General features: G+C 69.6%; 22 protein-coding genes. 12 read left to right on the forward strand and 10 right to left on the reverse strand.

Features of this window, described 5'->3' with window-relative positions:
* Positions 1-83: 83 nt before the first annotated feature.
* Positions 84-836, forward strand: a complete 753-nt coding sequence (locus tag OG883_RS04035; protein WP_266535055.1) for a hypothetical protein — start codon at positions 84-86, stop codon at positions 834-836.
* 17 nt (positions 837-853) lie between these two features.
* Here the strand turns inward: OG883_RS04035 and OG883_RS04040 are convergent, their stop codons facing one another.
* A complete protein-coding gene (locus OG883_RS04040; RefSeq protein ID WP_266535058.1) occupies positions 854-1,210 on the reverse strand; it encodes a DUF192 domain-containing protein in 357 nt (118 codons plus the stop codon).
* A gap of 104 nt (positions 1,211-1,314) precedes the next feature.
* Between OG883_RS04040 and OG883_RS04045 the strand changes: the two genes are divergently transcribed.
* Genes OG883_RS04045 through OG883_RS04055 form a run of 3 tightly spaced genes read left to right on the forward strand, consistent with a single transcriptional unit; the run spans position 1,315 to position 2,944 of the window.
* Entirely contained in the window at positions 1,315-2,364 is a 1,050-nt protein-coding gene (locus OG883_RS04045; RefSeq protein ID WP_266535060.1) for a prepilin peptidase, read from the forward strand.
* A 53-nt stretch (positions 2,365-2,417) separates the two neighbouring features.
* Positions 2,418-2,813, forward strand: coding sequence for a cupin domain-containing protein (locus OG883_RS04050; RefSeq protein WP_266535063.1), 396 nt, complete (start codon positions 2,418-2,420; stop codon positions 2,811-2,813).
* Positions 2,810-2,944, forward strand: a complete 135-nt coding sequence (locus OG883_RS04055) for a hypothetical protein (RefSeq protein ID WP_266535074.1) — start codon at positions 2,810-2,812, stop codon at positions 2,942-2,944. The genes OG883_RS04050 and OG883_RS04055 overlap by 4 nt, the downstream gene beginning before the upstream one ends.
* Before the next feature lie 186 nt (positions 2,945-3,130).
* On the opposite strand, the gene OG883_RS04060 is transcribed toward OG883_RS04055, so the two are convergent.
* Positions 3,131-4,285 carry a winged helix DNA-binding domain-containing protein gene (locus tag OG883_RS04060; RefSeq protein ID WP_266535077.1) on the reverse strand — a complete coding sequence of 385 codons (1,155 nt, stop codon included), beginning with the start codon at positions 4,283-4,285 and terminating at the stop codon, positions 3,131-3,133.
* A gap of 182 nt (positions 4,286-4,467) precedes the next feature.
* Between OG883_RS04060 and OG883_RS04065 the strand changes: the two genes are divergently transcribed.
* Positions 4,468-4,821: a helix-turn-helix domain-containing protein gene (locus OG883_RS04065; RefSeq protein ID WP_266535081.1), complete on the forward strand. Its 354-nt coding sequence runs from the start codon at positions 4,468-4,470 to the stop codon at positions 4,819-4,821.
* Positions 4,822-5,184: 363 nt separating this feature from the next.
* On the opposite strand, the gene mgrA is transcribed toward OG883_RS04065, so the two are convergent.
* The gene (mgrA, locus tag OG883_RS04070; protein ID WP_266535083.1) at positions 5,185-6,222 is read right to left on the reverse strand and encodes an L-glyceraldehyde 3-phosphate reductase; all 1,038 of its coding nucleotides are present in this window, start codon (positions 6,220-6,222) and stop codon (positions 5,185-5,187) included.
* A gap of 107 nt (positions 6,223-6,329) precedes the next feature.
* On the opposite strand from mgrA, the gene OG883_RS04075 reads away from it, so the two are divergent.
* The 5 genes from OG883_RS04075 (at position 6,330) to OG883_RS04095 (ending at position 12,138) form a co-directional block, all read left to right on the forward strand.
* Complete coding sequence (locus OG883_RS04075; RefSeq protein ID WP_266535085.1) at positions 6,330-7,091, forward strand: isoprenyl transferase; 762 nt, start codon at positions 6,330-6,332, stop codon at positions 7,089-7,091.
* A 401-nt stretch (positions 7,092-7,492) separates the two neighbouring features.
* Entirely contained in the window at positions 7,493-8,815 is a 1,323-nt protein-coding gene (locus OG883_RS04080; protein ID WP_266535088.1) for a PhoH family protein, read from the forward strand.
* Positions 8,816-9,205: 390 nt separating this feature from the next.
* Positions 9,206-9,916, forward strand: coding sequence for a transglycosylase SLT domain-containing protein (locus tag OG883_RS04085; protein WP_266535091.1), 711 nt, complete (start codon positions 9,206-9,208; stop codon positions 9,914-9,916).
* A gap of 126 nt (positions 9,917-10,042) precedes the next feature.
* Positions 10,043-11,380 (forward strand): AI-2E family transporter, encoded by a 1,338-nt coding sequence (locus OG883_RS04090; RefSeq protein ID WP_266535093.1) that lies wholly within the window; start codon positions 10,043-10,045, stop codon positions 11,378-11,380.
* Positions 11,377-12,138 carry a hypothetical protein gene (locus OG883_RS04095; RefSeq protein ID WP_266535096.1) on the forward strand — a complete coding sequence of 254 codons (762 nt, stop codon included), beginning with the start codon at positions 11,377-11,379 and terminating at the stop codon, positions 12,136-12,138. Before OG883_RS04090 ends, OG883_RS04095 begins: the two co-directional genes overlap by 4 nt.
* Before the next feature lie 63 nt (positions 12,139-12,201).
* On the opposite strand, the gene OG883_RS04100 is transcribed toward OG883_RS04095, so the two are convergent.
* Positions 12,202-12,735 (reverse strand): alkyl hydroperoxide reductase, encoded by a 534-nt coding sequence (locus OG883_RS04100; RefSeq protein WP_266535098.1) that lies wholly within the window; start codon positions 12,733-12,735, stop codon positions 12,202-12,204.
* A 6-nt stretch (positions 12,736-12,741) separates the two neighbouring features.
* The gene (locus tag OG883_RS04105) at positions 12,742-13,296 is read right to left on the reverse strand and encodes a peroxiredoxin (RefSeq protein WP_266535101.1); all 555 of its coding nucleotides are present in this window, start codon (positions 13,294-13,296) and stop codon (positions 12,742-12,744) included.
* Between the two features lie 136 nt (positions 13,297-13,432).
* Here OG883_RS04105 and OG883_RS04110 point away from each other — a divergent pair, with 136 nt between their 5' ends.
* On the forward strand, positions 13,433-14,401 hold the full coding sequence (locus OG883_RS04110; protein ID WP_266541213.1) for a hydrogen peroxide-inducible genes activator: 969 nt from the start codon (positions 13,433-13,435) through the stop codon (positions 14,399-14,401).
* Between the two features lie 13 nt (positions 14,402-14,414).
* On the opposite strand, the gene OG883_RS04115 is transcribed toward OG883_RS04110, so the two are convergent.
* From OG883_RS04115 to OG883_RS04135, 5 genes are all read right to left on the reverse strand, one after another.
* Positions 14,415-16,808, reverse strand: a complete 2,394-nt coding sequence (locus OG883_RS04115) for an FtsX-like permease family protein (protein WP_266535104.1) — start codon at positions 16,806-16,808, stop codon at positions 14,415-14,417.
* Positions 16,805-17,491 (reverse strand): ABC transporter ATP-binding protein, encoded by a 687-nt coding sequence (locus tag OG883_RS04120; protein ID WP_266535107.1) that lies wholly within the window; start codon positions 17,489-17,491, stop codon positions 16,805-16,807. The genes OG883_RS04115 and OG883_RS04120 overlap by 4 nt, the downstream gene beginning before the upstream one ends.
* Positions 17,488-18,012 (reverse strand): PadR family transcriptional regulator, encoded by a 525-nt coding sequence (locus tag OG883_RS04125; protein WP_266535110.1) that lies wholly within the window; start codon positions 18,010-18,012, stop codon positions 17,488-17,490. The genes OG883_RS04120 and OG883_RS04125 overlap by 4 nt, the downstream gene beginning before the upstream one ends.
* Before the next feature lie 234 nt (positions 18,013-18,246).
* Positions 18,247-18,480, reverse strand: a complete 234-nt coding sequence (locus OG883_RS04130) for a hypothetical protein (protein ID WP_266535112.1) — start codon at positions 18,478-18,480, stop codon at positions 18,247-18,249.
* The gene (locus tag OG883_RS04135; protein WP_266535115.1) at positions 18,477-19,412 is read right to left on the reverse strand and encodes an SPFH domain-containing protein; all 936 of its coding nucleotides are present in this window, start codon (positions 19,410-19,412) and stop codon (positions 18,477-18,479) included. Before OG883_RS04135 ends, OG883_RS04130 begins: the two co-directional genes overlap by 4 nt.
* A 223-nt stretch (positions 19,413-19,635) precedes the next feature.
* On the opposite strand from OG883_RS04135, the gene OG883_RS04140 reads away from it, so the two are divergent.
* Positions 19,636-21,870 carry a transglycosylase domain-containing protein gene (locus OG883_RS04140; protein WP_266535118.1) on the forward strand — a complete coding sequence of 745 codons (2,235 nt, stop codon included), beginning with the start codon at positions 19,636-19,638 and terminating at the stop codon, positions 21,868-21,870.
* Positions 21,871-21,927: the final 57 nt, after the last annotated feature.

The following is a 21,927-nucleotide window of genomic DNA, read 5'->3' on the forward strand; positions in this document are numbered from 1 at the left end:
TGGGTCCGCGGGCCCATGCGTGGGTGCGTGCCCCGCTGTTAGCGTGCGGCGACGGAGCTTCACACCAGCGAGACGGGACACGGATGAGGCAGCGTACGGCGGCGGTCGCAGTGGTTCTCGCCCTTGCCATGGGGCTCACGGCCGCCTGCGGCGGGGAGGGCGGCGACGGCGACAACGCCGCCGACAAGCCGAAGCAGAGCAAGGAGACCGCCGCCGCGACGCCCACCGGGGCGCCGCCTGTGTCGCCGACCGGTTCGGCGCCGCGCACCGGACCCCGAAGAGAGCTCACCAAACCCGAGTTGGAGAAGGCGATCCTTGCCGAAGGGGATGTTGCGGGCTTCAGCGTAGGGTCCCTGGGCTCCCCGCCGCCCGAGGGCGAGAAGGCCGACACACCCCAGTGCGCCCCGCTCACCGCCGTCATCAGCGGCAAACCGGAGCCGGCCGCCCGGGCCTCCGCGTACCGCCGGCTCGTGGGCGCCGAGGAGGGGACAGCCGTCTCCGAGTTCCTCACCAGCCACGGGGCCCAGGGAGCGGTGGCTGTCGTCAGCCGGCTGCGCGCCGCCGTACGGGACTGCGAGGACGGCTTCACGGCGAACGGCTCCGAGGGGCCGTCGACGTATCGGAGCGTGAAGGCGCTGCCTGTCGCGCAGGCCGGGGACGAATCGTTCGCCTATCAGGTCACGGGCGACTTCGAGGGCGATGCCGTACCTCTGGTCTTCCAGGTCGTACGCTCCGGCGGCACGCTCGCCATCTTCTACACCGCGAACTTCACGGGCCCACAGACTCCGAAGATCCCGCCGGCCCTGCTCACCGCCCAGGTGGCCAAGCTCAAGTAGCGGTGTGGGCGGCGGAGTCAGCTGTCTATCGCCAGCCGCACGCCGGGCCGTACGCCCCAGACCGCCATCGCGCCGGCCTCCGCCTCCAGCACATGCCGTGCGCCGAGCCGGGGCATGCCGAGCCTGCCCGGCTTCATGGTGTGGACGTCGATGACCCTCAACTTCCTGTCCAGATACGCCACATCGATGGCGAACCGCATCCGGAAGGTGTGGACGCTGTTGCACGGGGTCAGCAGCATCGCGCCCTCGATTCCGTGCCGTCCCAGCAGTCCGCGCCGCCGCGGCCCGTACGTCGCCGCGATCTCCACCGGCAGCGACGCCTCGGCGACCCGCAACGTCCCGGTGCCGTTGTGCCATTGCCGCCGTCGCCCCATGGTCGTAGACCGTAGCGGGAGCCGTACGGGTCTGGGCCCCGGTTCACCGGGTGTGGGTCCCCGGGCCCATGACCGGCGGACCGAGCCGCCTTAGGGTGAGCACGGTGTACGCCACGCTGATCGTCGCCGCCGTTCTCTGGGGTGCCTCCGCCGGGCTGCTCGTCCCGCGCGCCGCGTACCGGCTCTCCGTCGAGCCGGAGGAGGCGTGGCGCGACGCCTGCCCCGGCGGGCATCGCTTCACCGGGCCGGCGCACGGCTGGCTCGGCGGTGCGCGGTGCGCGGCCTGCGCTGCGGGAGCGGTCACGCTCGCGGTACCGGCGGCAGGGACGGAAGAGGCGCGGGCCACCCGCACCGATGAGGCCCGGGCCGCCGGTGCGGAACCGGCGGGGGGTTCCGGTACGGAACGGGCCCGGGGTGCCGGTACGGAACCGGCGCGGGACACCCGCACGCAAGAGGCCCGGCCCATGGACACCGAGGAAGCCCGGCCCACGGACACCGAGGAAGCCCGGCGCGCAGACACCGAGGAGCCCCGGTCCTCCGACACTGAGGAGGCCGCCCGGACCACCCGCACGCAAGGGCCCCAGGCCACCCCCGAGCAGGAGCCCCTCATCCCTGGGCGCCTCCTCGCACCCGCCGTCACCGCCCTGTCCTGCGCCACCCTTGCCGCCGCCATCGGGCCGCGCCCCGAGCTGGCCGTATGGGTGCTGCTCGCGCCCCTCGCCGTACTGCTCGCCCTCGTCGACCGCACCGTCCACCGGCTGCCCGACCGGCTGACCCTGCCGCTCGCCGCCGCGGCTGCCGTCCTCCTCGGGCTCGCCGCGCTGCTCCCCGGCGCCGCCGGCTCCTGGCCCACCGCGCTGCTCGGCGGTCTCACCCTCGGTGCCGCCTACTTCGTGCTCTTTCTGATCCACCCGAACGGCATGGGCTTCGGCGACGTCAAACTCGCTCTCTCGCTCGGCGTCGCCCTGGGCTGGTACGGGTGGGCCGTGCTCTTCACCGGCGCCTTCGCCGGCTTTCTGCTGGGCTCGCTGTACGGGCTGGGGCTGATCGTCCTGCGCCGCGCGAACCGCAAGACCGCGATCCCGTTCGGCCCGTTCATGATCGTGGGCGCGCTGACGGGCCTGCTGCTCGGCGGCCTCGCGGCAGCTCCGTAGCCGCCGCACGTCCGTACAAGACAACGCGCCCGCCGGTGCGCAGAATTGACCTCATGGAAACCAAGCCGGTCAATCTCACCGAGGCCCTCGCCTCCTTCGACGATGTCTACAGCCCGCGCATCGTGGCCCGGATGAACGACTACGACGTACGCATCGCCCACACCGCCGGAGAGCATGTCTGGCACGTCCACGAGGACACGGACGAGTTCTTCCTCGTACTCGACGGCCGCTTCGACATCGCGCTGCGCAGCGAGGACGGCACCGAGTCCACCGTCGAACTGCACAAGGGCGACACCTTCGTCGTACCGAAGGGCACCGAGCACAAGCCCGCCTCGCCCGGCGGCTCGATCCTCATGTTCGAGCCGTCCGGTACATCGACGACGGGCGACCGCCACGACGGCGATATCCCCGGCCACGTCGACAGCACCACGGGGCACACCCTCTCGTGACACCTGCCTCGCGTGCGTTCGAAGAGCGTTCTTTCGAAGAGCTCGTCGCGGAGGCGGCAGCCGTCTCCGTCGACGGCTGGGACTTCGCCACGACGACACGCTTCCTCATCGAGGCGGTCGAGCCCGTCTAGCGCCGGGACCCGCACCGGGCCCGCGCCCGGGTCTGCACGGGGACCCGCGTTCGGGCCCGCGCCCGGCCCCGCATTCAGACGCGTGTACGGACGAACGCCGAGAGGTGCGGGGCTACCGGGCTACCGAGCTACCGGGTTACGGGCTACGGGACGCGTCGCCCGGCGCGACTGCATCAGTGCTGCCCCTCAGGCATGGGCCCCGACCGTCACCTTCCCCACCGTCAACTCCGGCTTCGCCTCCAGCACTTCACCGAGTCGCTCCACCTGCCGCTCCAGCTCGCGACGCCGGGCGGCCGTACTCAGCGCGCCGCCGATCGGCTCCACGGTCACCGCGATCCGCCGCCCCGACCGCCGCTGGTGCCACACTCCGGCGACGGTCCCGTCCACGAGCACCACCGGGAAGTTCCCGGCCTGCCCGCCGGCCAGCGCCCGCTCGTAGGCATCGCCGGGAAAGAGCAGCTCCCGCGGCTGCGAGGCGATGATGTACGCGTCGAAGTACGGCAGCAGCCGCACACCCCGCGCCGGCTCCTCCCCGAACGCGGTATCGCCCGCCGCCACCCACGCCGGGCCGCCCTCGAACGCCACCTCCTCGATCCGCCCCTCGCTCGTCAGGGAAGCGAACAGCCCGGCAGCCCACCCCTTCGGCGCGGCCAGCCACTTGGCGAAGTGCTGCGGTGTCGCGGGCCCGTACGCGTACACATAGCGGTGTACGAGTTCGTCGAGCGCGGCCGGTCCGTCCATCGGTGTGACACCGGGGCTGGTGTACGTCGCCCTGCGGCCGCGGTTGGGCGCGAAGCGGAGCACCCCGCGGTGTGCGGCCGTGTGCATCGACTGCCGCCAGCGCGGCCACTCGCCTTGGAAGGCCTCGAACCCCGGATCCCTGGCCCACGGGCCGGTGCGCTCGACGATCGCCTCGGTCAGTTCGTCGATGGTGAGTTCGGCATCCGCGAGGGCGTCCCCGACGGCGGCGACGATCTGATCCGTCTGCTCGCCGGTCAGGCGCAGACCGGCGGGCATGGTGTTCGGGCCGGCGGGGATCGCGGACAGTGCCCCGGTCCACATCGGCAGATCGGCCGCCGGCAGCAGATGGACGGTGCCGCGGGGGCCGTACGTCTTCACCAGGCTGCTGTCCGTCCACAGCGCCTCGCGTACATCGGAGCGGGTGGAGCCGCCCGCCAGCCGCAGCGCGACGGACGCCTCGGCGGCGGACAGCACCTGTGCATGCGCGCCGAGCATGGCGCCGGTGATCTCGGCGGGGGAGCGCTCGGCGGGGGCGGCGAGCCCCTGCCGCATCAGGCGGCGGGCGTTGGCCTGGGTCCACGTCACAGTGCGCGTCGTCATACGGCCGACTCTAGGATCGATATAGGTCAGATTCTGGCCGCATTCTCCGAGGGGAGCGCTGCTGGAATCACCGGAATCACCGGAATCCCGGGAATCACCGGAATCGCAGGCATCGCTGCTGACACCCGTAAAAATGGTGTACTGGTGGAACGGTAAGTATTGCTCTCGCCCGAGGAGTTGTGGTGGCCAAGGTAAGGACTTCCTACAGCTGCGGTCTCGACGCGGCGGTCGACGTCGTCGGCGGAAAGTGGAAGCCGCTCATCCTGTGGGCGCTGCACGACGGGACGCACCGATTCGGGGAGCTGAAGCGCCATGTGGCCGGTGTCAGCGAGAAGATGCTGATCCAGCAGCTGCGCGAGCTGGAGGCGGACGGCATCGTGCACCGCGAGGTGTACCGGGAGGTCCCGCCCCGCGTCGAGTACTCCCTCACCGAGCTCGGTCAGGCCCTCAACACCGCCCTGCTGCCCCTGGGTGAATGGGGCGACACCTTCATGGCGCAGATTCTCGCCAACAAGGTGAAGGGGGCCACGGCCTGAGGGCCGGTCGGGTGAATCCGTCGTGGGCGAACGGGCCGTCAATGTGGCGCCCACGCCCGCGCGTCCCTCTTGGGAGGTGCGGCCCCGGACGGGCGCAAGGCCGGGACCAGCCACTTTCCGGGCCCACGGGACGGCGCCCCCGCTGTCCGCCGCATTCGGAGCGTAATTACGGCATGGCGTGGCACACGGCACCACTTACGAAGGGTTATGGTGGAAACCCCCCCTCGGGCCGGTCCGTATCCCCCCCACGGACCGGCCCGTTTTTTCTCCGGTCGACTCCCCGGCAGTTCCCCGCATGCTCTCCGGTCTTCGATTCCGGCTTCGTTTCCGGCTTCGTCTCCGGCTGCTTCCGCGGGGGTCCGCTCAGCTCCGCCCGGCCCAGATGTTCGTGCCCGCGGTGTCCACGGCGAAGGTGTCGATCTCCTTCAACTCCTCGGCACTCAGGGGCGGTCCGGCCAGCGCCGCGACGTTCTCCTCCAGCTGCTGCACACTGGAGGCGCCGATCAGTGCGGAGGTCATCCGCTCGTCCCGCAGCACCCAGGCGATCGCCAGCTGGGCGAGGGACTGCCCGCGCCGGGCCGCGATGTCGTTCAGTCCGTTCAGCCGCCGTACGACATCGCCGGAGAGCAGATCCGGGTCCAGGGACTTGCCCTGCGTGGCCCGCGAGCCCTCGGGGATGCCCTTGAGGTACTTGCCGGTGAGCAGGCCCTGGGCGAGCGGCACGAAGGAGATGCAGCCCATGCCGGCGCCCTCCAGCGTGTCGAGGAGCCCGTCGTCCTCGATCCAGCGGTTGATCATGGAGTACGAGGGCTGGTGGATGAGAGCCGGGACGCCCATCTCCTTCAGCAGCCGGGCCGCCTCGTCGGTCTGCTCCGCGTTGTACGACGACACACCCACGTACAGCGCCTTGCCCTGCTTCACGGCGGAGGCCAGAGCGCCCATCGTCTCTTCGAGCGGGGTGTGCGGGTCGAAGCGGTGGGAGTAGAAGATGTCGACGTAGTCCACTCCCATCCGCTTCAGGGACGCGTCGAGCGAGGAGAGCAGGTACTTCCGCGAACCCCACTCGCCGTAGGGCCCGGGGTGCATGAAATAGCCCGCCTTGGTCGAAATGACCAGTTCGTCACGGTAGGGGGCAAAATCCTGAGCAAAGAGCTTGCCGAAGTTGAGCTCGGCGGAACCGGGCGGCGGACCGTAGTTGTTCGCCAGGTCGAAGTGCGTCACACCCAGGTCGAAGGCGCGGCGCAGGATCGCGCGCTGCGAGTCGAGGGCGCGGTCGTCGCCGAAGTTGTGCCAGAGGCCGAGGGAGAGCGCGGGGAGCTTGAGCCCGGAGCGGCCGGTACGGCGGTACTCCATCGCCTCGTAGCGGTTCGCGTCTGCTCGGTAGGAAGGGGAATCAGTCACGCATCCCTTGCTATCACGGACTTGTGACAGGCCGGGTTGGGCCGCCGTGGCCGGTGCGCAGTAGTGTGGCGCCCTCGGGGAACGCCGCCATGGAGGGGTTAAGAACAGTGAACCTGCGCGACCTGGTGTACGGGCTCTACGCGCGCCGGGTGGAGGGCCGCCTCGACCACGCCCAGGTGCCCAAGCACATCGGCGTCATCCTCGACGGCAACCGTCGCTGGGCCAAGGCATCGGGCGGTACGGCCGCGCAGGGCCACAAGGCCGGAGCCGACAAGATCTCCGAGTTTCTCGGCTGGTGCCACGAGACCGATGTCAGGGTCGTCACGCTGTGGATGCTGTCCACGGACAACTTCGACCGGCCCGAGGAGGAGCTGATTCCGCTCCTCGGCATCATCGAGGACACGGTGCGCGGCCTCGCCGCGGACGGCCGCTGGCGCGTGCACCACGTGGGCACGCTGGACCTGCTGCCCGACCGCACCCAGTCCGTACTGAAGGAAGCCGAGCAGGCCACCGCCGGTATCGACGGAATACTCGTGAATGTCGCGGTGGGCTACGGCGGCCGCCAGGAGATCGCGGACGCCGTACGCTCCCTGCTCCTGGAGCACGCCGACAAGGGCACGAGCTTCGAGGAGCTCGCCGAGATCGTCGACGTCGAGCACATCTCCGAGCACCTCTACACGCGCGGGCAGCCCGATCCCGACCTCGTCATCCGCACCAGCGGCGAGCAGCGTCTGTCCGGATTCATGCTCTGGCAGAGCGCCCACTCGGAGTACTACTTCTGCGAAGTCTTCTGGCCGGCCTTCCGCAAGGTCGACTTCCTGCGCGCGCTGCGCGACTACGCGGCGCGCCACCGCCGCTACGGCTCCTGACCTCCGGATAACCTCTCCCGGCCTCCTGATCCCGGCTGACCTCCGCCGATCCCTGTCGGCCTCCGCCGGCCTCAGCGGACGTCCGAGGCGGCGTACGTCGCTGTCTGTTCACCCGTCCGTCGTCATATGCCATGGCATGGCTGCGCATGTTCGAGGGAATACCCCTTTCAGGTCGACGTCCGATCCACGAACGTCGTATCTCAGTGAGTGGCCGAGACCACTCACCCGGGAGGCCCTTTGCACACGAAGGACCGCACCCCTGGTGCGGACCCCGCGGAGGGCCGGAGCTCGGCCCGCGCATCGTGGCCCGAGCCCGGCCCGTCCCCTGCTTCGGCGGGGACACCCCATGGCCCGCGACAGCCGTCGCACCGCCGACCTCAGCCGAGGGGGTACGTCCTTCCGTGGTGAACAGCACAAAGCGCCGCATGCCCGACAGGCGCACCTACGTTCTCGACACCAGCGTCCTGCTGGCCGATCCCAGCGCCCTGACCCGTTTCGAGGAGCATGAAGTCGTGCTCCCGATCGTGGTGATCACGGAGCTGGAGGCCAAGAGGCACCATCCGGAGCTCGGCTATTTCGCCCGTCAGGCGCTGCGCCTGCTGGACGACTTCCGTATCCGGTTCGGCCGCCTCGACGCCCCCATCCCGCTGGGCGACCTGGGCGGCACGCTGCGTGTCGAGCTCAACCACTCCGATCCCGGCGTCCTTCCGGCCGGCTTCCGATTGGGGGACAACGACTCACGGATTCTGGCGGTTGCGCGCAATCTGCAGGCCGAGGGGTACGACGTCACCGTCGTCTCGAAGGACCTGCCTCTCCGTATCAAGGCCTCGTCCGTCGGCCTGCTGGCCGAGGAGTACCGGGCGGAGCTGGCCATCACCGACTCCGGCTGGACCGGTATGGCCGAACTGCCCCTTTCCGCCGAACAGGTGGACCTGCTGTACGGCGAGGAGACGCTGTACGTTCCCGAGGTGGCGGAACTGCCCGTCCACACCGGTCTGGTCCTGCAGTCCGAGCGCGGCAAGGCGCTGGGCCGCGTCTCGGTCGAGGGCAACGTCAAGCTGGTGCGAGGCGACCGTGAGGCCTTCGGCATCCACGGACGCAGCGCCGAGCAGCGCATCGCCCTCGATCTGCTGCTCGACCCGGACGTCGGCATCGTCTCGCTGGGCGGCCGGGCCGGCACCGGCAAGTCGGCGCTGGCGCTCTGCGCGGGCCTCGAGGCGGTCCTGGAGCGCAGGCAGCATCAGAAGGTGATGGTCTTCCGGCCGTTGTACGCCGTGGGCGGGCAGGAGCTCGGCTATCTGCCGGGCACCGAGGCCGAGAAGATGAGCCCCTGGGCGCAGGCGGTCTTCGACACTCTCTCGGCCGTGGCGGGCCGTGAAGTGATCGAGGAGGTGCTGGGACGCGGCATGCTCGAGGTGCTGCCGCTCACCCACATCCGCGGCCGCTCGCTGCACGACGCGTTCGTCATCGTCGACGAGGCCCAGTCCCTGGAGCGGAACGTCCTGTTGACTGTTCTGTCCCGTATCGGGGCGAATTCCCGGGTTGTCCTGACGCATGACGTGGCACAACGGGACAATCTCCGCGTCGGCCGCTATGACGGAGTCGTTGCCGTCGTCGAGAAGTTGAAGGGCCATCCGCTCTTCGCGCACGTCACCCTCACCCGCTCCGAGCGTTCGCAGATCGCCGCGCTCGTGACCGAAATGCTGGAGGAAGGGCAGATCTAGCACGGAATGAGGCAGTTGGCGCCGCCCGGCGGAACGCAAGAGCGTAGCCGGGCGGCGCTGTGCTGTCCGCCCGTTTCCTCAAAACCCCTGGCGCAAACGAGGTGTGAGCTTTCACACGGTACGAAGAATTGCCTTGCGGCCTCGGCGTCGGGCAGAGTCTTGCTTCCGTCAGGCCCCGCATACGACACACGAGCACCTCCAAAGGTGCACAGCACCACACAACTCAAGACTTGCCGTCGTATGCCGCCCGCGAGCACTACGCGGCACTCCCGCAGGGGAGTTGCCCATCGGGCCCGCGCCTCCCGTGACCCAAGCAGTGGGGAGGCCAGCGTCAGGGGCACGATTGCGCCCGCGAGGTCACCTATGCGGGTGTCGCTGGAAGGAAACCGTGTGAGCCGGATCTCGGTCCGGGGATTCGCCGTGGCATCAGCTACTGCGGTCACCACCGTCGGAGCCGTCGTGGGCGTTGCGTCGGGCAACACCCTGCCCTCGAACGCCGACGGCGACACCCTCGAGGCGACTGCAGCCGACACGACGCTCCTCGCAGACATACCCATGGGCGAGCAGGCCCAGGTTCAGGTCTCGTCCCTGTCGCAGCAGGCCGACGCACAGGCCGCTGCCGCAGACGCTGCCGCGAAGAAGTCCGCTGAGGAATCGGCCCGTATCCAGGCTGCCAAGACCGCCAAGGCGAAGAAGGAAGCCGCCCAGGAGGCCGAGGCGGAGGCCGAGCGCGAGCGTGAGGCCGAGGAGGCGCGGGCCAACCGTGACTCCGTGCGCGACGCTTCGAGCTTCTCCGCGAAGGGCTCCTACACCGTCGCCGAGGTCCAGGCGATGGCACGGCAGATGATTCCCGCCGACCAGTTCCAGTGCTTCAGCAACATCGTGGACCACGAGTCCACCTGGAACTACCAGGCGCAGAACCCGTCTTCCGGTGCCTACGGTCTCGTCCAGGCACTGCCGGGCTCGAAGATGTCCTCGGCCGGCGCCGACTGGCAGACCAACCCGGCAACCCAGATCAAGTGGGGCCTGAACTACATGAACGAACGCTACGACAGCCCTTGTGGCGCGTGGTCGTTCTGGCAGGCCAACCACTGGTACTAGGTCCAGCAGGCGCTCAACTTCGCGGAGCCCCTCACCGTCCTACGGTGAGGGGCTCCGCGCGTGTACGGTCGGTCCGACGGCCCAGGAGACACTCCGGGGGGAGTGGTAGGGGGAAGAGGGAACATCATGTCGAAAGCGCCAGGATGGCTCGGTCGGCTGGGCGCCGGGCTGACCCGGATGGGAGAGTACTGGGACGAGCGCCGTAGCGAAGCCGCGGCGGACGACGTCCCGGTGGTCGCTGCCCCCGCCCCGGAGAGCGTGCCGCCGCCGCCCGCGTACGCCCCCGCCGTCGCCGCCAGACCCGACCCGGTCGCCGCGATCCCCTGGGGGATGCGCGTCGCCGCCGAGGCCGGCTGGCGGCTGCTCGTACTGGCAGGCACGCTCTGGGTGTTGATGCGGATCATCAGCGCCGTACAGCTGGTGGTGCTCGCCTTTGTCGCGGCGCTGCTCGTCACCGCGATGCTCCAGCCCACCGTGGCCCGGCTGAAGAGACTCGGCCTGCCGCGCGGGCTGGCCACCGCCGTCACCGCGATCGCCGGCTTCGTCGTCATGGGTCTGGTCGGCTGGTTCGTGGTCTGGCAGGTCATGGACAACCTCGACAACCTCTCCGACCGGGTCAGGGACGGTATCGAGGAGCTCAAGCGCTGGCTCCTCGACAGCCCGTTCCATGTCACCGAGTCGCAGATCAACGACATCGCGAAGAACCTCAGCGACACGATCGGCACCAACACCGAGGAGATCACCTCCGCGGGTCTGCAGGGCGTCACGGTGATGGTCGAGGTCCTCACCGGCATACTGCTGGCGATGTTCTCCACGCTCTTCCTGCTGTACGACGGGAAGCGCATCTGGCAGTGGACGCTGAAACTGGTCCCGGCGCAGGCCCGTGAGGGAGTCGCCGGTGCGGGTCCGCGCGCCTGGCGCACCCTGACCGCCTATGTACGCGGCACGGTGATAGTGGCCCTGATCGACGCGATCTTCATCGGTATCGGCATCTACTTCCTCGATGTGCCGATGGCAGTGCCGCTCGCCGTCTTCATCTTCCTGTTCGCCTTCATCCCGCTCGTCGGTGCGGTCATCTCCGGCGCGCTGGCGGTCGTCGTCGCGCTGGTCACCCAGGGCGTGTTCACCGCGCTGATGGTGCTGATCGTCGTCCTCGCCGTACAGCAGCTCGAAGGGCATGTGCTGCAGCCCTTCATCCTGGGCCGCGCGGTCCGCGTCCATCCCCTCGCCGTCGTCCTCGCGGTCGCGGCGGGCGGACTGACCGCCGGTATCGGCGGCGCGGTGGTCGCGGTGCCGCTGGTGGCGGTGACCAACACCGTGGTCGGCTATCTGCGCGCGTACGGCACGGAGCAGGCTCTGCGCGGTACGCCGCCGCCGCACGGCGCGACCGCGGTCGAGATCGCGTCCACTCCGGCACCGGCACCGGCACCGGAGTCCGCCCCGCCGACGGGGGAGCGGGATTGATATCCGAGCCGGAGCTGGTGGGCGACGAGCAGCCGTTCGGCGCGCCCGAGATCCCCGGGTCGCGGGCCGGGCACGACCCTGCCGAGCCCACGGCGGTGGCACCCGAGGACCGGCTCCCCGCCCGGCGCTCCCTCCCGCCATGGGCGTGGACGCTCGGCGGCGTGATGGTCGCCTCGGCGCTGTGGGCGGGCGGTCTGTACGTGTACGAGAGCCGGGAACCCGACCTCGGCGGATACCGGGTGAGTCGCAACCTGTGTCTGGACGCCGAGCTGAAGGCGCTGTCCACCGCGCTCGGTGAGAGGCAGAGCCCCCGGCCGACAGGGCGCGAGCACACCAGCCTGGACAGGGCGTCCTGCTACGTCGAGCTGCAGCCCACAGGGGGGCCGAAGCCGAAAGATGTGGACGAGAACGGCTACGAGGGCACATACCCGAGCGTCCACGTGAGTTACGAACTGCACAAGAAGACCGATCCGGGACCGGAGTTCGAAGCGTCGGTCGGCGCTTTCATGATCTCCGCGGGCGCCGAGGTCACGCTGGAACGGGTCGAAGGACTGGGCGAGCGTGCCTACTTCACCAGGGACGACAGCGGCGATCCGCCGTGGCTCCATGTGCTGGACGGACAGGCCGAGTTCACCCTCACCGTCACGCCCGGCTACTCGCAGGTGGAGGAAGGTCAGGACCCCGAGGCCGATCTGTCGGGGATCGGCCCCTTCATGGTCGAGGACATGAAGGCCCTGATGGCCAAGCTCAGGAGCTGACCCCGCCACGCACACGAAAGGGCCCCGTCGACCGGAGTCGGCGGGGCCCTTCGCATATCCGTGCTACTCGGCGAGCGCGGCTTCCGCGTCCAGCGTCGTACCCACGGCCTGGATCACCGCGGCGATCTTGAAGGCTTCCTGGATCGTCTCGCGGTCCACGCCGGCCTTGCGCAGCACCTGCTCGTGGGAGTCGAGGCACTGGCCGCAGCCGTTGATCGCGGAGACGGCGAGCGACCAGAGCTCGAAGTCGACCTTCTCCACGCCCGGGTTGCCGATGACATTCATCCGCAGACCGGCGCGCAGCGTCCCGTACTCCGGGTCCGACAGCAGGTGCCGGGTCCGGTAGAAGACGTTGTTCATCGCCATGACGGCGGCGGCCGACTTGGCGGCGGTGTACGCCTCGGGGGAGAGGTTGGTCTTCGCCTCGGGCTCCAGCTCGCGCAGCACCTTCGGCGAGCGCGAGGCGATCGCGCAGGCCAGAACGGTGCCCCACAGCTGCTGTTGCGGGAGATCGCTGTTGCCGATGACCGAGCCGAGGTTCAGCTTCAGGTCCTTGGCGTAGTCCGGTACGGCGGACTTGAGGTCATCCAGAGACATACCGGATCACTCGCCCGACAGGAGCGCGACCGGGTCGAGGGTGTTCTCGCCCTTGGTCCAGTTGCACGGGCACAGCTCGTCGGTCTGCAGGGCGTCGAGCACCCGCAGGACCTCCTTGGGGTTACGGCCGACGGAACCGGCGGTCACCATGGTGAACTGGATCTCGTTGTTCGGGTCGACGATGAAGACGGCACGCTGCGCGAAGCCGTCCTCGCCCTCGATGCCGAGGTCCCGCATCAGCTCGTGCTTGGAGTCGGCCAGCATCGGGAAGGGCAGGTCACGCAGGTCGGCGTGGTCCTTGCGCCAGGCGTGGTGGACGAACTCGGAGTCGCCGGAGAAGCCGAGGATCTGGGCGTCACGGTCGGCGAACTCATCGTTCAGCTTGCCGAAGGCGGCGATCTCGGTGGGGCAGACGAAGGTGAAGTCCTTGGGCCACGCGAAGACGACCTTCCACTTGCCCTCGTAGGACTTGTGGCTGATCTCGGCGAACTCCTCGCCGCTCTCCAGCGAGACGCAGGCCGTCAGTTCGAAGGTGGGGAACTGGTCACCGACAGTGAGCACTCGGTCTCCTTGCAGACAGGAATTCCCTTGTGGGGTCTTCCAGGGGGTTGGACGGATCTTGATGGTGGCACAGCGTGCATTGATCGCAGAAATAGCTAGACTCGGTCGTCGCGATCGGAGGTACCTATCAGTGGCCATCAGCAATGTCGTCAATGCCGGTAATAGGGGAAGTGGCCGGGGCAAGCAGCCCAGCCTGGCGCAGCTGCGTGCCTTTGTCGCCGTCGCCGAGCATCTGCACTTCCGGGACGCGGCGTCCGCGATCGGGATGAGTCAGCCCGCGCTCTCCGGTGCCGTATCGGCGCTGGAGGAGGCACTCGGTGTCCAGCTCCTGGAGCGTACGACCCGCAAGGTGCTGCTCTCCCCGGCGGGTGAGCGGCTCGCGGTGCGAGCCAAGGTGGTGCTGGACGCCGTCGGCGAACTGCTGGAGGAGGCCGACGCGGTACGTGCCCCCTTCACCGGGGTGCTCCGGCTCGGCGTGATCCCGACCGTCGCCCCCTATCTGCTGCCGACCGTGCTGCGCCTGGTCCACGACCGCTATCCGGAGCTCGACCTCCAGGTCCACGAGGAGCAGACGTCCTCGCTGGTGGAGGGGCTGGCGGCCGGCCGTCTCGATCTGCTGCTGCTCGCCGTGCCGCTCGGGATGCCGGGGATCAGTGAGCTGCCGCTCTTCGACGAGGACTTTGTGCTGGTCACCCCCGAGGACCACTGGCTGGGCGGGCGCCAGGACATTCCGCGCGAGGCGCTGAGCGAACTGCATCTGCTGCTGCTCGACGAGGGCCACTGCCTGCGCGACCAGGCACTCGACATCTGCCGGGAGGCGGGCCGCACCGGCGGTGCCGCGGTGACCACGACCGCCGCCGGCCTGTCCACCCTGATACAGCTGGTCGCGGGCGGGCTCGGGGTGACATTGCTGCCGCGTACGGCGGTCGAGGTGGAGACCGGCCGGGCCGGACGGCTGCAGACGGGGTACTTCGCCGACCCGGCCCCCGCACGCCGGATCGCCCTGGCGATGCGCACGGGGGCGGCACGCCAGGGCGAATTCGGGGAGTTCGCACAGGCGCTGCGGGACGCGATGCGCGCCCTGCCCGTACGGGTACTGGACTGACGGCCCCGGCCCGCTACTCCGTACGCAGCCCCTCCGGACGCATCATGCGCCACAGCGGTGGCAGGCTGAGCACCGTCACCAGCAGGATCACGCCCGCGCCCGCCGCGGCGAGCGGCAGGAAGACCCACCATTCGGTGACCGCCTTGCCGGTCAGCCGCAGCATGGCGGCGCCGAGACCGAGGCCGCCGACGATGGCGACGGCGGTGCCGAGGACGACCGGCACGGCGGTCTGCCACAGCACCGACCAGGCGAGCGTGGCCCGGCGCGTGCCGAAGGCGACGAGTACCGACAGCAGGCGCTTGCGCTCCCGCAGCTGCTCGACCTGCGAGACGAGCATCGACGCGGCGATCAGCGCCATCGTCGCGGTCGCGCCGGTCAGCAGACCGGTCTGGACACTGGCGTACTGCTTGTCCCGCTCGATCCTCTGGATCGACCAGACACGCATGGTGGGATCGATTCGGGCGGCCGTGTTGCGCACGTACTCACGGGCGTCCGGCACGCTCTCGTCGATCTGGACCATCGCCTGGGTGTCCGCCGTGGGGAGGCGTTGCACATCGACCGCGCCGGGGGTGGCGAAGATGCCGTAGTGCTCCCGGCCGGTCGGGTCGGGACGGACCGTGACGGTGGGAGTGTCCGCGGGCAGGGTCCACAGCACCGGCTTCGAGCCGTCGTAGCTCGAGTGCGCGTTGAGGTCCACCGGCTTGCCCTTGCGGGCCGCAGAGTCGATCAGGTCGTTCTGCCGCCTGTCGCCCTCGACGTGGACGACGAAGGTGTCGCCGTCCTTGCAGGACCCGATCCTGGCGAGTTCGCGCAGGGTCGCGCAGTCGCCGACGGTCAGGGTGGTGACGGGATGGAAGTCGGTGCCGCGGGAGGGCACGGGGCTGTGCACATAGCTCTCGACCGTGCCGATGACCCCCTTCACGCCCTCCGTCCCACGGAACTCCTTGATCATCCGCTGGGCCAGCTCACCGCTGGGAAACTCCGCGGAGACCTGGAGCTGAGCCCGCTCCGGGTCCTGGTTCGTGACCCTGTTGAAGTCGTCGTGGACCCCGGCGAAGAGCATCTGCAGGGCTATCCCGCCGGCCACGGCGACCGTGATGCCACTGACCGCGCGGGCCGCCGAACCGCTGCTCAACTGGAGCCTGCGGGTGGCGAGCTGCCAGGGCACCGGGCCGCCGCGCAGCCTGCCGACGACGGCCTCGACCACCCACGGCAGCAGCGTCGCAAGGCCGACCAGCACCAGTACGGCGCCGCCCGCGATGGGCCACGGGTCGACGAACTCGGTCTCCTCGTTGACGGTGCCGGTCGCCAGCAGCACCGTGAGACCGGCCGCCGGCATCAGCAGCCGCCACCACAGACGGCGGGCGCGGGGCGTGCTGTTGCGTACGACTCCGAGCGGTTCGATCACGACCGAGCGCAGCGCAACCAGGGTGACCGCGACCGCCGAGACCGGCACGGCCAGCAGGATCAGCAGCCCGAGCACGGGCACGGGGACCACGTCGGAGGGGAAGGCGCTCAGGTCCCAGAGCTGTACGTGCCCGGCGAACCGGCGCACGCCCGCGAAGACGGCGATGCCGACCAGCAGGCCGAGCACCGAGCCGAACAGTGCCTCCCCGGCCGAGATGCGCCGGGTCATCCGGGCATCGGCGCCGACCAGCCGCAGTGCGGCGAGCCGGCGGTCGCGGCGGTCGCCGCCGAAGCGGACGGCGGTGGCGATGAAGATGGCCACCGGCACCAGCAGGACGACACAGATGAGGATGACCAGGACGATCAGGACCGGGCTCATCGGTTCCGAACCCGGGGACTCGCCGAAGCCGGTCGTCCTGGTTCCACCGTTGTCCGTGGTCAGCGTCGAACTGCCCGCGTAGAAGCGGAGTTCGCCCGGGTCGATCAGGCCGGCGTCCCCGATGGTGCCCACCGTGCGGTAGTCGAGCCGCTCTTCGAGGAGCGTGCCCCCGGGGGAGTCCAGCAGCTCCTTCAGGGCGGGGGAGACCAGCATGTCGCCGGGTCCGGGGAGGCGGCTGACCCCGGGCGGGAGTGGCGGGTGGGCGCCGTCCGGGCGCAGCAGTGCGCCGCTGATCGCGTCCTTGCGGTACTCGGTGTCCGCCGTCGCCCACACCAGGGTCCTGTCCGAGCGCTCGGCCGGCTCGTCGGAGGAGACCGGCGCGCGGGCCGTGCCGCGCTGCTCGCGCTCGTCGATGAGCGTGGGCACGGAGGCGGCGATGAGGAGCAGGGCGACGCCGAGCCCGACACCGACGGCGGTGAGCGCGGTACGGACCCAGCCCTCGCGGCCGCCGGAGGCGGCGAAGCGTATGCCGAGCCCGAGGTCGCGCAGCCGGCCGCCGATGACGCGGGGCGGGGCGGGCGCGGCGGGTGATGCTCCGTCCGTCCGGTCGAGGAGCGTCATACGGCGTGCTCCAGGTCGCGGGACCTTCCGTCGCGTACGACGATCTCGCGGTCGGAATAGGCGGCGACCCGCGCCTCGTGGGTGACCAGGACGACGGCGGCGTTCGCGGACCGCGCGGCGTCGGTGAGGAGTTCCATCACCCGCTCGCCGTTGAGGGAGTCCAGGGCGCCGGTCGGCTCGTCGGCGAAGATCACCCGCGGCGAGGTGACCAGCGCACGGGCGACGGCGACCCGCTGCCCCTGGCCGCCGGAGACCTCGCCGGGCCGCTTGTGCCCGAGGTCGGCGACCTCCAGGCGCTCCATCCACTCCAGGGCGGTGCGCTCGGCGGCCTTGCGCCTGGCGCCGGTGAGGCGGAGGGGCAGGGCCACGTTCTCCGTACAGCTCAGCTCCGGTACGAGCTGGCCGAACTGGAACACGAACCCGAAGTCCGTACGGCGCAGGGTGCTGCGCTGGACGTCGGACATCCCGGTGAGCTCGCGCCCGGCGTAGGTGATCGATCCGGAATCCGGCCGGACGATCCCGGCGAGGCAGTGGAGCAGCGTCGACTTGCCGGAGCCGGAGGGCCCCATGACGGCGACGACCTCGCCGGGGTGAATGGAGAAGGAGGCGCCGTCGAGGGCGGGGGTGGATCCGTACGCCTTGTGCAGATCGGCGGCGAGGAGCAGGGAACCGTCGGGGTTCACTTGCGCACCTCCCCGGCGAGCTGGTCGAGCCGGGCGGCGGTCAGTTCCAGCCAGCGCAGATCGGCTTCGAGGTGGAACAGCGCGTGGTCGCAGATGAGCTGGTCGGCGAGATCGCCGCGGCGCTTGCGGTCGGTGAGGATGCGCATCAGCCGCAGATGCTCGGAGCGCTGGCTGTCGAGCAGATCGGCGGCACTGCGGTCGGTGAGGAGGGCGAGGACGACCTTGGTGTAAAGGGTCGACTGGAGGTACGGCTCCGGCTTCTCGGGCTGCGCGAGCCACCGCGTGACGTCGGTGACCCCGGCCTCGGTAATGGCATACCGCTTGCGCTCGGGACCACCGCCGGCCTCTATGCCGTCGACTTCGACGAGGCCGTTCTTCAGCAGCCGGGACATGGTGGAGTAGACCTGCCCGTAGTGAAGGGGCCGGTCGTGGCCGAACCGTTCGTCGAAGGCGCGCTTGAGGTCGTAGCCGTGGCGTGGGCCGGACTCGAGAAGTCCGAGCAAGGTGTGACCGATGGACATGGAGAGCACTCTACATGCGGTGTATACCTCGTGTGTATACCCGTAGTGAATAGCCTTTCCTCCCGGACCTGGGGCACCGGACCCGCGCCGTCGGGCGCGGGTCCGGTGCCTGGGGCGGAGCCCTGTTTCAGGAAGGGTTCGGCAAGGGCTCGGGCGGGGGAACAGCTCGCCGCGCGGCACCTGGCCCGCCGCTGCTCGTCCCCTTCGGCGCAGGCCGCGGGCGCGCAGGCCGCGCTACTCGGTCTCCCCGTCCCCGTCCCCATCTCTCGTCGGCTTCGGGGGCCGGCCCCGGCGCGGGATCGGGGCGACCCCCCTCGGCAGGCGGCCCGCCTCCGACAGGGCGCGGCGGAGCGCGAACTCGATCTGTGCGTTCGTGCTGCGCAGCTCGTCCCCGGCCCACCGTGCCAGCGCCTCGTACACCGCCGGGTCCAGCCGCAGCAGCACCTGCTTCCGCTCAGGTGGCGTCACTGGTAGAGCGTGCCCGTGTTGAGGACCGGCTGCGCCGCGCGGTCGCCGCACAGCACCACCATCAGGTTCGACACCATCGCCGCCTTGCGCTCCGCGTCCAGTTCCACGATGTCCTGTTCCTGGATCCGGACCAGTGCCGCCTCGACCATGCCCACCGCGCCGTCCACGATCTGGCGCCGCGCCGCGACCACCGCTCCCGCCTGCTGCCGCTGCAGCATCGCGGACGCGATCTCCGGGGCGTACGCGAGATGTGTGAAGCGGGACTCGATGATGTGCACGCCCGCCGCCTCCACCCGCGCATGCAGCTCCACCGCGAGCTTCTCGGTGATCTCCTCGGCGTTGCCGCGCAGCGACAGGCCGTCCTCGTCGTGGGCGTCGTACGGGTACTCGATGGCGATGTGCCGTACCGCCGCCTCCGTCTGCGTGGAGACGAACTCCAGGAAGTCGTCCACCTCGAAGAGCGCCTGCGCCGTGTCCTTCACGTTCCACACCACCACCGCGGCGAGCTCGATCGGATTGCCGTACGCGTCGTTCACCTTGAGGACCGCGGTCTCGTGGTTCCGTACCCGCGTCGAGATCTTGACCCGTGAGGTGAGCGGGTTGACCCAGCGCAGGCCGTCCGTACGGATCGTGCCCCGGTAGCGCCCGAAGAGCTGCACCACCCGCGCCTCGCCCGGCGCGACCATGTTCAGCCCGCACATCGCGAAGCACGCGGCTATCGCGATCACGATTCCGGCCACGATGAGCGTCACCTTCGGGCCGGGTGAGGAGAGTGTCGCCCCGGTGGCGAGGAGGGCGACCGCGCAGCCGACCCCGAGCAGTCCGAGCAGCAGCGCAAGGCCCCCGCCGATGCTGTGCGCCGGAAATTCACGGACCCGCGGCTCCGGCATGTCCGGCAGCTCGTCAGAGGTTTTTGTGCTGGTGGCAGGCATGATCGCTCCCCGTCTCGGTCTAGCAGAGTGATATCACTTTAACGTCTATGGCAACCCTCCGCACCTCTCATGAGTCGGTTCCATGAGACGGGGTGCTGATTGTCACGTCCGGAAAAGGCCGGATCGATGGCCCTTTGTCTGTAGTACCGGTGTTAGCTTTCTGAGCTGATTCCGGGCCGATCCCCGGCGAGTAGTAGAGAACGAAGAGCGGAGCAACGAAGCGATGGGCCGAGCGGAAGCGCGACAGGCCCGGCAGCGCGGCGCGCGCCGGGCGAAGAAGGCCAAGCCCACAGGCATACGGCGCTTCTTCACCTGGAGGAAGGTGCTGGGTACCTTCCTCGGGCTCTGCCTGCTGGTCATGGGCGCTTTCTTCGCCATCTATCTGATGGTCCCCGTGCCCAAGGCGAATGCTCAGGCCGAGAAGCAGAGCAACGTCTACAAGTACAGCGACGGCAAGATCCTCGCCCGCACCGGCAAGGTCAACCGCGAGATCGTCGGACTCGAGAAGATCCCTGAGGACGTCCAGTACACCTTCGTCGCCGCCGAGAACAAAACGTTCTTCGAGGACTCCGGAGTCGACTTCAAGGGCACCGTCCGCGGCCTGAAGAACACCCTGACCGGCAAGGGCAAGCAGGGTGGCTCGACCATCACCCAGCAGTACGTCAAGAACTACTACCTCGACCAGGACCAGACGGTCACCCGCAAGCTCAAAGAGCTGGTGATCTCGCTCAAGGTGGACCAGCGCCAGAGCAAGAACGAGATCCTCGCCGGGTACATGAACACCAGCTACTACGGGCGCGGTGCGTACGGAATCCAGGCCGCGGCCCAGGCGTACTACCGCGTCGATGCGTCCAAGCTGAACGTCGCCCAGGGCGCGTATCTCGCCTCCCTGCTCCAGGCCCCCAGTCAGTACGACTGGGCCGAGGCCTCGGACACCGGCAAGAAGCTGGTCACCGAGCGCTGGCACTACACGCTCGACAACATGGTCGAGGAGGGCTGGCTCGACAAGTCCGCCCGCGACAAGCTGACCTTCCCCCGGCCGAAGGAGCCCAAGGCGGCCCCCGGCATGGAGGGCCAGACCGGCTACCTCGTCGACGCCGCCAACAAGGAGCTGGCGCGCCAGGGGGTGAACGAGGAGGACATCAGAGCCGGCGGCTGGACGATCACGCTGAACATCGACTCGAAGCGCCAGAAGGCGCTCGAGAAGGCGGTCGAGCGGCAGCTCGAGGACGAGCTGGACCGCAAGAAGAACAAGGTCGACGCGACCGTGCAGGCCGGTGCGACCTCTGTCGATCCCAAGACGGGCAAGGTCGTCGCGCTGTACGGCGGTGTGGACGCCACCAAGCACTGGCTGTCCAACGCCGTCCGCTCCGACTACCAGCCGGCCTCGACGTTCAAACCGATCGTGTTCGCCTCCGCGCTGGAGAACGAGTCCAAGACGCAGGACGGCGACCCGATAGGCGTCAACACGATCTACGACGGCACCAGCAAGCGGCAGGTCGAGGGCAGCGACACCCCGTTCAACCCCGAGAACGAGGACGACAAGAGCTACGGCCCGGTCAACGTCCAGAGGGCGATGAACAAGTCGATCAACTCGGTCTTCGCCCAGATGGTCGTGGACGTCGGTCCGGGCGATGTGAAGAAGACCGCGCTCGACCTCGGAGTGAAGGACAGCAAGTCCTTCCCCGAGCGGCCCGCGATCTCGCTCGGCACGATGAGCGCCTCCACCTGGGACATGGCGGGGGTGTACGCGACCCTCGACAACCACGGCAAGCAGGTCACGCCGACGATCGTGAACAAGGCCGAGCACAAGGACCGCACGGTCGACCTCGAGGACCCGGTCGGCAAGCAGGTGATCAGCCGTGAGACGGCCGACACGGTCACCTCGGTGCTGACCGGCGTGGTCAAGGACGGGTCGGGCCATGAGGCCAGCACGGACGCCTACGAGGCGGCCGGCAAGACCGGTACGGCGGAGAAGAACGTGGCGGCCTGGTACGCGGGCTACACCCCCGAACTCGCCACGGTCGTTGCCCTGTTCGGCGAGTCGACGGCGGCGGGCGGCGGACAGGTCACCCTGACCGGCACCGCCAACTCCGGCCGCGCCAACGGCGGTGGGTTCCCGGCCAGGATCTGGGCGGACTACACCCTGGGTGCCCTGAACGGCGGCTCCGACGCCGAGTTCGACCTGGAGGTCGCCGAGACGGCGAGCCCGGACCCGGGCCCGACGGTGACGAACACCCCGACGCAGAAGCCGACGCCGACGCCGACCCCGACGCCTACGGAGACGCAGTCGCCGACGAACACCCCGACACCCACGCCGACGCCGACCGGGGACCCGACGCCCACGCCGACCAATACGCCGACGGGCCGGCCCAGCATCACGCTGCCGCCCGACCCCGGCGACGACGACCCGGGCGACCCCGACCCCAAGGACAAGAGCGACCTCGGCAGGCCCTGATCACTGCCGGTCTGCGGTCTGCGACCGGCGGCGAGTCGCTGACCACCGACCGCTGAC

The sequence above is a fragment of the Streptomyces sp. NBC_01142 genome, assembly GCF_026341125.1.
Taxonomy (GTDB): Bacteria; Actinomycetota; Actinomycetes; order Streptomycetales; family Streptomycetaceae; genus Streptomyces.